Genomic DNA, 13,470 nt, shown 5'->3' on the forward strand with positions numbered 1-13,470 from the left:
CGCGCCAGGGTACGTTCCCGGGTCTCTGGCAGTGCGTCAGCGGGGTGGGCCAGAAGGGGTGGTTGAGGGGGCTTGAGACGCTGAAGGATCCGTTTCTGAATAGACAGACTTATCCAGTTATGACCACGATCACGCTATGCGTGCAATTCTTGCTTCCTCGATCGGTGTCGTGTGCACGGCCGTTCTCCTGGCCCCGCTGGCGGCGCCCGCTGGCGCCGCGTCCGGCCCGGCGGCGGGCCCCGGCCAGGACTCCGGGCGCCCCGCCAGCACCCAGTCACTGCCGCTGACCCCACTTGACGCGGACAACGCCACCCAGCGTGCGGGTGCCGCGTCCCAGGACGCCGCCGACGGCTCCGGCACGGCCGGGGCCGAGCTGGCGGCCCGCGATGTCGAACCGTTCTCGCTTGTCGGCGTGGTCTGGGAAGGCCGCGCGGACGAGCTGCACGGACAGGTACAGGTACGGAGCCGGGCCACCGGCACCGCCGAATGGTCCGGCTGGCAAGAGCTCGAGGCGCACGGCGACGACGCCCCCGACCAGGACTCCGACGAGCACCGCGGCGGTACGGTCCGCAGCGGTACCGCACCCATGTGGGTCGGTGATTCCGACGGTGTACAGGTCCGGGTACGCCCGGAGGCCCATGAGCCGGCCCCGCTGCCCCGCGGACTGCGCGTCGAACTGGTCGACCCGGGCAGCGCCCCCGCCGGCGGGGCGGACGGCAAGGCCGGCGCCGCACCGCCACCGGAGCTCACCCCGGAGGAATCCGCCAGCAGCGCCGTCAACGCACAGCTCGCGAGCATCGGCGCGGAGCTCATCCCGCCGCTCAGCAAGGAGCAGACGGAAGCCGATCTGGTGGCGGCCCACGACGGCCGGCTGGCTGACGGAACCGAAGAAGCGCGCGGCTCCCAGTCACGCCCGTATGTCGGCCCGCGCCCCGGCATCGTCACCCGGAGGGGCTGGCGGGCGAACGAGAAGCTGCGGGAGAAGTCATTCCCCTACAACAAGTCGCTCAAAGCGGCCTTTATCCACCACACCGCGATGAGCAACAACTACACCTGCAGACAGGCCCCCTCGATCATCCGCGGCATCTACCGGTACCACGTCAAAAGCCTGGGCTGGCGGGACATCGGCTACAACTTCCTCATCGACAAGTGCGGCACCATCTACGAGGGCCGCGCCGGCGGTGTCACCAAAGCCGTGCGGGGCGCGCACACTTACGGCTTCAACGGCAGCAGCATGGGAATCGCCGTCCTTGGCTCCTACAGCTCCACCAGGCCCACCAGGGCCTCGGTGAACGGCGTGGCCAAGCTCACCTCCTGGAAGCTCGGGCTGTGGGGCCTCAACCCGATCGGCAGCGTCACCATGGTCTCGGGCGGCGGCAAGTACAAGAAGGGGTCGAAGGTGAGGATGAGAGCGGTCTCCGGTCACCGGGACGGCTTCAGCACCGAATGCCCCGGTGCCCAGCTCTACAGCAGGCTTGACACCATCCGCTCCACCGCCGCACGCCTCCAGGGCCGCTGACACCCACACAGCACGTCGCGGGTCCAGCTGCGTTCTGGGCAACCCGGTCCGGGCCCGCGACGTCTCCCCTCTGCATAGACTGGCCGCCGACCACGCGCGGCCCCGGCAGGAAGCAGAGACGACGGTGACAGAAGCGATCCTCCTGGTCGGAGGCAAGGGCACCCGGCTGCGCCCCCTCACGGTGCACACCCCAAAGCCCATGGTCCCGGCGGCCGGCGTGCCCTTCCTCACCCATCAACTGGCCCGTGCCCGGGCGGCCGGGGTCGAGCACATCGTGATGGCCACCTCCTATCTGGCGGAGGTCTTCGAGCCGTATTTCGGCGACGGCTCCGGACTCGGCCTGCGTCTGGAGTACGTCACCGAGGAGGAGCCGCTGGGGACGGGCGGCGCCATCCGCAATGTCGCCTCACGGCTGCACGCCGGACCGGACGACCCGGTCCTCATTTTCAACGGTGACATCCTCACCGGCCTCGACATCCGCGCCCTGGTCGATACGCACACGGCGTCCGGCGCCGATGTCTCCCTCCACCTCACCCGGGTCGACGACCCCCGCGCGTACGGTCTGGTGCCGACCGACGCCGACGGCCGGGTGACGGCCTTTCTGGAGAAGCCCCAGACCCCTGAGGAGATCGTCACCGACCAGATCAACGCGGGCGCGTATGTCTTCAACCGCTCGGTCATCGACAGCATCCCGGCCGACCGCCCGGTCTCCGTGGAACGCGAGACCTTCCCCGGCCTGCTGGCCTCCGGCGCCCACCTCCAGGGCATGGTCGACTCCACGTACTGGCTCGACCTCGGCACCCCCCAGGCCTTCGTACGCGGCTCCGCCGACCTGGTGCTGGGCCACGCCCCCTCCCCGGCGGTCCCGGGCCGCCGCGGCGACCGGCTGGTCCTCGACGGCGCGCGCGTCGCCCCCGACGCCAAGCTGACCGGCGGCACGGTCATCGGGGCCGGCGCGGAGGTGGGCGCGGGTGCCCGGGTGAACGGCAGCACCGTGCTGGACGGTGCGGTCATCGCCCCCGGCGCAGATATCCGTGACTCCCTGATCGGCGCGGGCGCCCGGGTGGGCGCCCGCACGGTTCTCGATGGCGCGGTGATCGGCGACGGCGCGGTGATCGGCGACGACAATGAACTACGCGGCGGCATCCGCGTCTGGTGCGCCGCCCACATCCCGCCAGGAGCGGTGACCTTCTCCTGACGGCGCGGGGACGTCAGCCCTTCCGGCCTGCGGAGTCGGCCTGACGCCCCACCGGCCTGCGGCGGAGACGGTCAGCTCACCTCGCCCATCAGCGAGCGGAGCTTGCGGGATCCCGCCATAAAGGCGAGGCCCGCGCTCACCGCGATGACTGCCCACATCGTGTAGTACACGGCGTCACCCAGCGGGCCGTTGAGCCGAGTGACCCAGCCGTTGAGGGCGTTGCCCGTGGCGACCGCCAGGAACCACAGACCCATGATCTGGCTGACGAACTGCTTCGGCGCCAGCTGGGTCGACAGCGACAGACCGACCGGCGAGAGGCACATCTCACCCAGGGTCTGCACCAGGTAGACACCCAGCAGCCACAGGACGGTGACCTTCCCGGTGTCGCTGGCGGCGGCCGCCGCGCCGGCCAGCCCCATCAGCGCGAAGGAGCCGCCGATGAGCAGCATCGCCAGGGCGAACTTCACCGGGGTGCTGGGCTCACGGTCGCGCCGGGCCAGCCTGACCCACAGCGCGGCGAAGACCGGCGCCAGGATGATCACCCAGACCGGGTTCACCGACTGCATCCAGGACGCCGGGAACTCCCAGCCCAGGATGGTGCGGTCGGCCTTCTCCTTGGCGAAGATATTCAGCAGCGAGCCGGACTGGTCGAAGATCATCCAGAACAGCACCGCGGTCATGAAGAACCACAGAAACGCGATGACCTTCGGTTTGTCGGCCGGGAGCAGCTTGGGGCTGCGGAAGATCATGGCGAAGTAGCCGATCGGCACAACGATGCCGAGGACGGCCAGCACATTGACGATGTGCTCGATGTCGTAGGCGCCCAGCACGATATCGAGGAGCAGCGCGGCGACCGCGACACCGGACCAGATCAGCGTGCGGCGCAGGGCGGCGCGCTTCTCCCCGGGAGTCGCCGGGTTGGCCGGGACCGTACCGGCGTCGCCCAGATGACGGCTGCCCAGCACATACTGGACGACGGCCAGGGTCATACCGACACCGGCGACACCGAAGCCGAGGTGCCAGTTGACGTTCTCCCCGAGGTAGCCGACGATCAGCGGCGCGGCCAGAGCGCCGATGTTGATCGCCATATAGAAGAGGGTGAATCCCGCGTCCCGGCGGCCGCTGGGCTGGTCCTTGTAGAGGTGGCCCACCATCGCGGAGATATTCGGCTTCAGCAGGCCGGTGCCGATGGCGATCAGCGCGAGGCCGATGAAGAACACCGCCGCGTTGGGGATGGCCAGCGTGAAGTGGCCGGCGGCGATGATGATGCCGCCGATGAGAACGGCCTTACGGGCGCCCCAGAGCCGGTCGGCCACCCAGCCACCGGGCATCGAGGTCATATAGACGACGGCGTTGTACACACCGTAGATCGCGACCGCGGTGGCCTCGTCGATACCCAGACCGCCATCAGTGACCGCGGTGTACAGATAGAGGACGAGCAGGGCGCGCATTCCGTACCAGGAAAAGCGCTCCCACATCTCCGTCATAAAGAGAGTGGCCATACCGCGGGGGTGGCCGAAGAAGGTCTTGCCGCCGGAAGGGGCAGCGTCCTTCGTCACGCTGGACACCATGGGGGGGTTCCTCGCTGGTTCAGGACGCACGCCAGCTGGGGTGTGGGCGCGCGCCCGGCTGTGCCGGGTTGCGGCTCCGCCGTCTTTTTTTGGGGGGGGGTGGGTGGCACGGGCCGATGGCGCCGGTCCGCACAGGAAGAGGACCCTCGGCGGCGGTGGTACCGGGCCAAGGACCCTCAGCTCCCACTCGGGAAGCGAACTCACCATACGTCACGTTGACAGGCCCATCGAAAACGAATGCGGCACAGGTCACAGGTAAATTCCTGCTTTACCCAGGGCATGTGCAGGCGGCTACCCCGTGCGTCCCTTGGAGAACGTCAATCGGACTACCATCGGCGCATGACCCGAGTACTGCTCGCCGAGGACGACGCGTCCATCTCGGAGCCGCTCGCCCGCGCTCTGCGCCGCGAAGGATACGAAGTCGAGGTGCGCCAGGACGGACCCGGCGCGCTTGACGCAGGACTGCACGCGGAGATCGACCTGGTCGTGCTCGACCTCGGTCTTCCCGGGATGGACGGGCTGGAGGTCTGCCGTCGGCTGCGTACGGAGGGTTTCGGCTTCCCCGTGCTGGTGCTCACCGCCCGCGCCGATGAGGTGGACACCGTCGTCGGGCTCGACGCGGGCGCGGATGACTATGTGACCAAGCCGTTCCGGCTGGCCGAGCTCCTCGCCCGGGTCCGGGCCCTGCTGCGGCGCGGCACGGCGGAGGCCGCCCAGCCGCCCGCCACTCACGGGGTGCGGATCGATGTGGAGTCGCACCGCGCCTGGATGGGCGACGAGGAGCTTCAGCTCACCGCGAAGGAATTCGACCTGCTGCGGGTGCTGGTGCGGGACGCGGGCCGGGTCGTGACCCGTGACCAGCTGATGCGCGAGGTCTGGGACACCACGTGGTGGTCCTCCACCAAGACCCTGGACATGCATATCTCCTGGCTCCGCAAGAAGCTCGGCGATGACGCCGCCAACCCGCGCTATATCGCCACCGTGCGCGGTGTCGGCTTCCGCTTCGAGAAGAACTAGCTACCGACCCCCATGCGCCGCCGTCTGATCAACTCCACTCTCGCTGTGGTGCTCGTCGTCATCGCCGTCTTCGGTATCTCGCTGGTCATCGTGGAGGCCCAGGCGATCGAGAAGAGCGCCAAGGAAAGCGTCCGCTCCGAGGCCGCCCGGATTGTCGCGGTGGTGGAGGCCCGTATCGCCGCCGGGGAGAAGGTCACCACGGAGACGATGCGCGGCCAGGTGCCCGTCGACCGCTATGTACGGATCCAGCTCGCCGGGCAGCCGGCCTTCGCGCTGGGGAAGAAGCCGGGTGGCGGGGTGATCGAGGGTGAGGAGGACGGTAGCCACGGGGAGACCGTCACCGTGCAGCAGTCGCGCAGCGTGGTGAGCGACGAGATCGGCCGCATCCTGGTGATCGTGCTGGCGCTGGCCCTGCTGACCGTCTTCGCCGCCATACTGCTCGCCGTACAGCAGGCCCGCAGGGTCGCCGCCCCGCTCACCGACCTCGCAGAGACCGCCGAGCGGCTCGGCTCCGGGGACCCACGGCCCCGGCACCGCCGCTACGGGGTGCCCGAGCTGGACCGGGTCGCCGATGTGCTGGACGCCAGCGCGGAGCGGATCGCCCGGATGCTCACCGCCGAGCGGCGGCTGGCGGCCGATGCCTCGCACCAGCTGCGTACGCCGCTGACCGCGCTCTCCATGCGGCTGGAGGAGATCGTGGAGACCGCGGACACCGAGCCGGAGACGGTCAAGGAGGAGGCGGCCATCGCGCTGGCCCAGGTGGAGCGGCTGACCGAGGTGGTACAGCGGCTGCTGACCAACTCCCGGGACCCGCACTCCGGTTCGTCCGTCGCCTTCGACCTGGATGAGGTCGTCCTCCAGCAGGTCGAGGAGTGGCGCCCCGCCTACCGCGGCGCGGGCCGGGCCATCGTGCACTCCGGCAAGCCGAACCTACGGGCGGTGGGCACCCCGGGTGCGGTGGCCACCGTGCTGGCCACCCTGGTGGAGAACGCGCTGATGCACGGGGACGGCACCGTCGCCCTGCGTACCCGGGTCGCCGGGAACCAGGTGGTCGTCGAGGTCACGGATGAGGGCCCCGGCGTCGACCCCGAGCTGGGCTCGCGGGTCTTTGAGCGCACGGTCAGCGGCCATAACTCCACCGGGCTCGGTCTGGCCGTCGCCCGCGATCTGGCGGAGGCGGACGGCGGACGGCTGGAGCTACTTCAGCAGCGGCCGCCGGTCTTCGCGCTCTTCCTGAGCCGTGAGGCCGAAGAGCCGTCCGGCTCCGGCTGAGGAGCCGGAGCCCGGGCCGGTGCGGCCGGTGCGGCTGGTGCCTTCGCCACGGCCGCTGCGGAAGACCCACGTGCGGTAGGACCAGAAGCGGAAGGCGGTGGCCAGTCCGAGGCCGACGATGTTCTTGGCGATATTGTCGGCCAGCGGTGAGGTGAAGCCGAAGCCATAGTGGGAGAGCGCCAGCACACCGTTCTCGATCACCATGCCGACCCCGCTGAAGAGCAGAAAGAGCGTGGCCTCGCGCCGCATCCGGCTCTTGTCGGTGTGCCGGTATGTCCAGTACCGGTTGCCCAGATAGTTGGTGCAGATCGCGACAGCCGTCGCTATCACGCCGGAACGCACCGGGGCGAGCTGCAGGGTGTGGATGCAGAGATTGAAGACGGCGACATTCACCAGGAAGCCGAAGGCGCCGACCGTGCCGAACTTGCCCATCTCGTGAGCGAGCCGTTTCAGCCGGGAGCGCAGCGTTCGCCGTTCACCCTTAGTGATCGTCATCGCCCCGTTCGGTCGGCTCGGTCGGCGTTCTGGTCGGCGTTCTGCGGGCGTCAGACCCGTCCCACATGCTAACCACGACCGGCCTCCCCGTACCCTGGGACTGTGACGTTCCCGGTAGTCGGCATGGTTGGTGGCGGCCAGCTCGCCCGTATGACCCACGAGGCGGGCATCCCCCTCGGCATCAGATTCAAGCTCCTCAGCGATACCCCACAGGACTCAGCGGCCCAGGTGGTCAGCGATGTCGTCATTGGCGACTACCGCGATCTGGACACGCTGCGTGAGTTCGCCCAGGGCTGCGATGTGATCACTTTCGATCATGAGCATGTTCCGACCGAGCATCTACGGGCACTGGAGGCCGACGGCGTTCCCGTACGCCCCGGCCCGGACGCGCTCGTACACGCCCAGGACAAGGGCGTCATGCGGGCGCGGCTCGATGAGATCGGGGTGCCCTGCCCCCGGCACCGGCTGGTGCGCGACCCGGCCGACGCCGCCGCCTTCGCCGCTGAGGGCGGGGGCTTCCCGGTGGTCCTCAAGACCGTACGCGGCGGCTATGACGGCAAGGGCGTATGGGTGGTGCGCTCCGAGGCGGAGGCCGCGGAGCCCTTCAAGGCCGGGGTGCCGGTGCTGGCCGAGGAGAAGGTCGAGTTCGTCCGGGAGCTGGCCGCCAATGTCGTCCGCTCACCGCACGGCCAGGCCGTCGCCTACCCGGTCGTGGAGTCGATCCAGGTCGACGGGGTCTGCGACACCGTGATCGCACCGGCGCCCGGGCTTCCCGCGGAGCGCTCCGCCGCGGCCCAGGAGCTGGCCCTCAAGATCGCCCAGGAGCTGGGCGTCGTCGGTCATCTCGCGGTCGAGCTCTTTGAGACCCGCGATGGCCGCACCCTCGTCAATGAGCTGGCCATGCGCCCGCACAACTCCGGCCACTGGACCCAGGACGGGGCCGTGACCTCGCAGTTCGCCAACCATGTCCGGGCCGTACTGGACCTGCCGCTGGGCGATCCGCGCCCGCGCGCCAAGTGGACCGTCATGGCCAATGTGCTCGGCGGTGACTACCCGGACATGTACTACGCGTATCTGCACTGCATGGCCCGCGACCCACAGCTCAAGATCCATATGTACGGCAAGGATGTGAAGCCCGGCCGTAAGGTCGGCCACGTCAATACCTACGGCGACGACCTGGCCGAGGTGCGCGAGCGCGCCCGGCACGCCGCCGACTATCTACGAGGGACGCTGGTCGAATGAGTGAGTCGAATGAGTGAGAAGGCCCGAATGAATGACCCCCTGGTCGGCATTGTGATGGGCTCCGACTCCGACTGGCCGGTCATGGAGGCCGCCGCCAAGGCCCTCGACGAGTTCGAGATCCCCTATGAGGTCGATGTCGTCTCCGCCCACCGGATGCCGCGCGAAATGATCTCGTACGGCGAGGACGCGGCATCCCGCGGCCTCAAGGCGATCATCGCGGGAGCCGGTGGAGCCGCCCACCTCCCAGGCATGCTCGCCTCAGTCACCCCGCTCCCGGTGATCGGTGTCCCGGTCCCGCTGAAGTACCTCGACGGCATGGATTCGCTGCTCTCCATCGTGCAGATGCCCGCCGGAGTCCCGGTCGCCACGGTCTCGGTCGGCGGCGCCCGCAACGCCGGGCTGCTGGCGGCCCGTATTCTCGCGGCCCACGATCCCGTTCTGCTGGCACGGATGCGGCTGTTCCAGGAGGAGCTGAACGACCAGGCGACGGAGAAGGGCAGGCGACTGCGGAACAAGGTCGCGGGCGCCGACAGCTTCGGCTTCGGCAGCTGACCATGGCAGCCGCCGACCACCTCACCCGCGCCCGCGAACTCCTCACCGCTCACCCGGTCGTCGACGGCCACAATGACCTGCCCTGGGCGCTGCGCGAGCAGGTCGGCTACGACCTCGACCGGCGCGATATAGCCGTCGACCAGTCCGGCCATCTGCACACCGACATCCCCCGGCTGCGCGCGGGCGGCGTCGGCGCACAGTTCTGGTCGGTATACGTACGGACGGATATGTCCGGTGACTCGGCGGTCAGCGCCTGTCTGGAACAGATCGATGTGGTGCACCGGCTGGCCGCCCGCTACCCGGACGACCTCCAACTGGCCTTTACCGCAGACGATATGGAGACGGCCCGTGGGAGGGGCCGTATCGCCTCACTGCTGGGCGCCGAAGGCGGCCACTGCATCAACAACTCCCTGGCGACCCTGCGTGCGCTGCACCAACTCGGCGTGCGCTATCTGACCTTGACCCACAACGACCATACGGACTGGGCCGACTCGGCGACGGACGAGCCACGGCACGGCGGCCTCACCCGCTTTGGCGAGGAGGTCGTCCATGAGATGAACCGCCTGGGCATGCTGGTCGACCTGTCCCATGTCGCCGCTTCCACGATGCGTGACGCCCTGAAGGTCACCGAGGCCCCGGTGATCTTCTCCCACTCCTCCGCCCGCGCGGTCTGCGACCACCCCCGCAACATCCCGGACGACGTCCTGGCCGGACTGCCCCGCAATGGCGGTGTCGCCATGGTCACCTTCGTCCCCAAGTTCATCCTCCCCGCAGCCGTCGAGTGGACCCAGCGCGCCGACGAGAACATGCACGCGCACGGCCTGCACCATCTCGACACCACCCCGGAGGCCATGAAGGTCCAACGCGCCTTCGAGGCCGCCAACCCCCGCCCGGCCGCGACCCCCGCCACGGTCGCCGACCACCTCGACCATATGCGCGAGGTCGCGGGCATCGATCACATCGGCATCGGCGGCGACTACGACGGCACGGCCTTCCTCCCGGACGGCCTGGACAGCGTGGCGGGCTACCCGAACCTCATCGCCGAGCTTCTGGACCGGAACTGGTCCGAGCCCGATCTGGCCAAGCTCACCTGGCACAACGCGGTCCGGGTGCTACGCGACGCGGAAGCGGCCGCCCGCGGCCTTCAGCCCAGGCGCGGCCCGTCCATCGCGAGCATCACGCAGCTCGACGGAGCACCCGCCTGACCACAGCCGCCCCTACAGTGGGTCACGGTTCCATCACGTTGGGACCGATTCCCCCGCTCGGCACAGCCGCAGCGCTACGGTCTGGCTGCCACCCCCACCACTTCGCGCTCTGGGGGGGAACATGACGCACACCAGCCCGTACCAGGGGCCACAGCCTGCCCCGGCACGTACGGCACCACGGTGGGCCCGTAAGCGGTACGTGCTGCCGGCGATCGGCTTGGCCTTCTTCCTCGGCATCGGCGCGGGCGCGTCGGACGCAAGCGACAAGGAGTCCGCCGCCGGCAAGCCGCAGCCCACGGCCACCGTCACGGCTACGGATACAGCTACCGCCACCGCCACGGCCACCGCTACTGAGACCGCGGAGGCAGCGCCCGCGCCCACCGTGACCGTACGGGCCACCAGAACGGTCACCGCTCAGCCCGCCGGCGGCGGCGATGACAGCACCAGCGGAGGCGGTGGGGGCGGGGACAGAGATGTGTACTACGCCAACTGCGCCGCCGCCCGGGCCGATGGTGCTGCTCCCGTACGCCGTGGCGATCCCGGCTACGGGCGCCATCTCGACCGCGACGGCGATGGCACCGGCTGTGAATGAGGGCTGAGGCACGGAACGTGAAGCTGCCCCTAGCCGGAGTCCGGCGAGGGGCAGCTGCGGTGAGGGGTAGCCGCGGTTACGGCAGGTTGCGGGCCATGACGATCCGCTGGACCTGATTCGTGCCCTCATAAATCTGCGTGATCTTGGCATCCCGCATCATGCGCTCGACCGGGTAGTCCCGGGTGTAGCCATAGCCGCCCAGCAGCTGCACCGCGTCGGTCGTGATCTCCATCGCGGCGTCCGAGGCGTAGCACTTCGCGGCGGCGCCGAAGAAGGTCAGATCCTCCTTGTCGCCTCCGGCGGAAACCCGCTCCGACTTCGCGGCGGCCGCGTACGTCAGCTGGCGGGCGGCCTCCAGCTTCATCGCCATGTCGGCCAGCATGAACTGCACGCCCTGGAAGTCGGCGATCGGCTTGCCGAACTGCTTGCGCTCCTGGACGTAGCCCTTGGCGTAGTCCAGCGCGCCCTGGGCGATACCGAGCGCCTGGGCGGCGATGGTGACACGGGTGTGGTCCAGGGTCTTCATGGCCGTGCCGAAGCCGGTGCCCTCCTCGCCGATCATGCGGTCGGCGGGGATACGGACGTTGTCGAGGTAGACCTCGCGGGTCGGGGAGCCCTTGATACCGAGCTTCTTCTCCGGGGCGCCGAAGGAGACACCCTCATCGCTCTTCTCGACAACGAAGGCGGAGATGCCCTTGGACCTCTTCTCGGGGTCGGTGACGGCCATCACCGTGTAGTACTCGGAGACACCGGCGTTGGTGATCCAGCGCTTCACACCGTTGAGGATGTAGTGGTCGCCGTCCCGGACCGCCTTGGTCTTCATACCGGCGGCATCGGAGCCCGCGTCCGGCTCGCTGAGGCAGTAGGAGAACATCGCCTCGCCCTTGGCGAGCGGGCCGAGGTACCTCTTCTTCAGCTCCTCGGAGGCGGAGAGCATCACCGGCAGCGAACCGAGCTTGTTGACGGCCGGGATGAGGGAGGAGGAGGCGCAGACCCGGGCGACCTCCTCAATGACGATCACGGTCGCGAGCGCGTCGGCGCCCGCGCCGCCGTACTCCTCCGGTACATGTACGGCGTGCAGGTCGTTGGCGACGAGCGCGTCCAGGGCCTCCTGCGGAAAGCGGCCCTCCTCGTCCACCTCGGCCGCGTACGGGGCGATCTTCGCCTCGGCGAGCGAGCGCACCGAGTCACGGAGCATGTCGTGCTCTTCGGACGGCCGGTACAGGTCGAAATCAGCGGCTCCCGCCACGGTGTCTCACTCCCCAGAGAAGATGTCTTTGCTAACTACCGTTAAGTAACCCAATTCTAGGGGCCTGGCCCAGCCCGGGGATACGTGAGCTTGCCGACAGCCCGGTTATGCTCGCGGACAGCGTTCCGCCCGTCATATCAGGAGTTCCGCCCATGGCCCCCAGGATCACCGTGATCGGCACCGGCTACCTCGGCGCCACCCATGCCGCCGCCATGGCTGAGCTGGGCTTCGAGGTGCTGGGGCTGGACGTCGTACCCGAGAAGATCGAGCTGCTCTCCCGGGCCAGGGTCCCGATGTATGAGCCAGGTCTTGAAGAGCTGCTGGCCAGGCATGTGGCGGGCATCGAGGGGGCGTCCGGACGGCTGCGCTTCACCACCTCCTATGCGGAGGCCGCTGAGTTTGGTGATATCCACTTTGTCTGTGTGAATACCCCGCAGAAGCGTGGCGAATACGCCTGCGATATGTCCTATGTCGACAGCGCGATCGAGTCGCTCGCTCCACTGCTCACCCGTCCCGCACTCGTCGTCGGCAAGTCCACCGTCCCGGTCGGCAGCGCGGCCCGTATCGCGGCCCGTATCGCGGAACTCGCCCCGGCCGGGGAGGATGCCGAGCTCGCCTGGAACCCGGAGTTCCTGCGGGAGGGCTTCGCGGTGCAGGACACCCTGCACCCGGACCGTATCGTCGCCGGTGTCTGCTCCGACCGTGCCGAGCGGCTGCTCCGTGAGGTGTACGCCGCACCCATCGCCGAGGGCTCGCCCTTCGTCATTACCGATTTCCCGACCGCTGAGCTGGTGAAGACCTCCGCCAACTCCTTCCTCGCCACCAAGATCTCCTTCATCAACGCCATGGCCGAGGTCTGCGAGGCCGCTGACGGCGATGTGATGAAGCTGGCCGAGGCGATCGGCCATGACGAGCGGATCGGGAAGAAGTTCCTGCGCGCCGGGATCGGCTTCGGCGGCGGCTGTCTGCCCAAGGACATCCGCGCCTTTATGGCACGCGCCGGTGAGCTCGGTGCCGACCAGGCGCTGACCTTCCTCCGGGAGGTCGACTCGATCAATATGCGGCAGCGCGGCCAGATGGTCGGGCTGACCCGGGAAGCGGTCGGCGGTGCGCTGCTGGGCAAGCGGATCGCGGTGCTCGGCGCGACATTCAAGCCGGACTCGGACGACGTACGGGACTCGCCGGCGCTCAATGTCGCCGGCCAGCTCCACCTTCAGGGCGCGCAGGTAACGGTCTACGACCCCAAGGGCATGGACAACGCCCGCGCGATCTTCCCCACCCTGGCCTACGCCCCCACGGCCCTGGAAGCGGTGCGCGGTGCGGATGTCGTGCTGCACCTGACCGAGTGGCGTGAGTTCCGCGAGCTGGACCCAGCTGTGCTCGGCGAGGCGGTCACCGAGCGCCACATCCTGGACGGCCGGAACGCACTGGACCCGGTCCTGTGGCGCAAGGAGGGCTGGACCTTCCGAGCCCTGGGCCGCCCAACGGCGTAGACCCGGGTGCGTGTGCCCACCCGGGTCTCCTTCGCTGGGGGACAGCTGGGAGCCAGTCGCGGGAT

Annotated in this window: 12 protein-coding genes; 9 read left to right on the top strand and 3 right to left on the bottom strand. The window is 69.0% G+C overall.

Annotated elements, in window-relative coordinates:
• The first annotated feature begins 136 nt into the window (after window positions 1-136).
• Both test1122_RS08610 and manB read left to right on the top strand, forming a co-directional pair.
• A complete protein-coding gene (locus test1122_RS08610; protein WP_232268570.1) occupies window positions 137-1,519 on the top strand; it encodes a peptidoglycan recognition protein family protein in 1,383 nt (460 codons plus the stop codon).
• 124 nt (window positions 1,520-1,643) lie between these two features.
• Entirely contained in the window at window positions 1,644-2,717 is a 1,074-nt protein-coding gene (manB, locus tag test1122_RS08615) for a mannose-1-phosphate guanylyltransferase (RefSeq protein WP_232268571.1), read from the top strand.
• 71 nt (window positions 2,718-2,788) lie between these two features.
• Here manB and test1122_RS08620 read toward each other — a convergent pair whose 3' ends face one another.
• Entirely contained in the window at window positions 2,789-4,288 is a 1,500-nt protein-coding gene (locus test1122_RS08620) for a peptide MFS transporter (protein WP_232268572.1), read from the bottom strand.
• 339 nt (window positions 4,289-4,627) lie between these two features.
• Between test1122_RS08620 and test1122_RS08625 the strand changes: the two genes are divergently transcribed.
• A complete protein-coding gene (locus tag test1122_RS08625) occupies window positions 4,628-5,305 on the top strand; it encodes a response regulator transcription factor (RefSeq protein ID WP_232268573.1) in 678 nt (225 codons plus the stop codon).
• A gap of 12 nt (window positions 5,306-5,317) precedes the next feature.
• Window positions 5,318-6,577: an ATP-binding protein gene (locus test1122_RS08630; protein WP_232268574.1), complete on the top strand. Its 1,260-nt coding sequence runs from the start codon at window positions 5,318-5,320 to the stop codon at window positions 6,575-6,577.
• Here the strand turns inward: test1122_RS08630 and test1122_RS08635 are convergent.
• A complete protein-coding gene (locus tag test1122_RS08635; protein WP_232268575.1) occupies window positions 6,503-7,072 on the bottom strand; it encodes a GtrA family protein in 570 nt (189 codons plus the stop codon). The two genes, test1122_RS08630 and test1122_RS08635, sit on opposite strands and share 75 nt — an antisense overlap.
• 102 nt (window positions 7,073-7,174) lie before the next feature.
• Here test1122_RS08635 and test1122_RS08640 point away from each other — a divergent pair, with 102 nt between their 5' ends.
• From test1122_RS08640 to test1122_RS08655, 4 genes are all read left to right on the top strand, one after another.
• Window positions 7,175-8,314, top strand: a complete 1,140-nt coding sequence (locus tag test1122_RS08640) for a 5-(carboxyamino)imidazole ribonucleotide synthase (RefSeq protein ID WP_232268576.1) — start codon at window positions 7,175-7,177, stop codon at window positions 8,312-8,314.
• Between the two features lie 9 nt (window positions 8,315-8,323).
• On the top strand, window positions 8,324-8,866 hold the full coding sequence (gene purE / locus test1122_RS08645; protein ID WP_232268577.1) for a 5-(carboxyamino)imidazole ribonucleotide mutase: 543 nt from the start codon (window positions 8,324-8,326) through the stop codon (window positions 8,864-8,866).
• Window positions 8,867-8,868: 2 nt separating this feature from the next.
• Window positions 8,869-10,071, top strand: coding sequence for a dipeptidase (locus test1122_RS08650; protein ID WP_232268578.1), 1,203 nt, complete (start codon window positions 8,869-8,871; stop codon window positions 10,069-10,071).
• Between the two features lie 121 nt (window positions 10,072-10,192).
• Entirely contained in the window at window positions 10,193-10,663 is a 471-nt protein-coding gene (locus tag test1122_RS08655; RefSeq protein WP_232268579.1) for an excalibur calcium-binding domain-containing protein, read from the top strand.
• Between the two features lie 76 nt (window positions 10,664-10,739).
• Here test1122_RS08655 and test1122_RS08660 read toward each other — a convergent pair whose 3' ends face one another.
• Window positions 10,740-11,912, bottom strand: a complete 1,173-nt coding sequence (locus tag test1122_RS08660; protein WP_277879811.1) for an acyl-CoA dehydrogenase family protein — start codon at window positions 11,910-11,912, stop codon at window positions 10,740-10,742.
• Window positions 11,913-12,064: 152 nt separating this feature from the next.
• Between test1122_RS08660 and test1122_RS08665 the strand changes: the two genes are divergently transcribed.
• Window positions 12,065-13,405 carry a UDP-glucose dehydrogenase family protein gene (locus test1122_RS08665; RefSeq protein WP_232268580.1) on the top strand — a complete coding sequence of 447 codons (1,341 nt, stop codon included), beginning with the start codon at window positions 12,065-12,067 and terminating at the stop codon, window positions 13,403-13,405.
• The last annotated feature ends 65 nt before the right edge of the window (window positions 13,406-13,470 follow it).

The sequence above is a fragment of the Streptomyces gobiensis genome, from assembly GCF_021216675.1.
Classification (GTDB): Bacteria; Actinomycetota; Actinomycetes; order Streptomycetales; family Streptomycetaceae; genus Streptomyces; species Streptomyces gobiensis.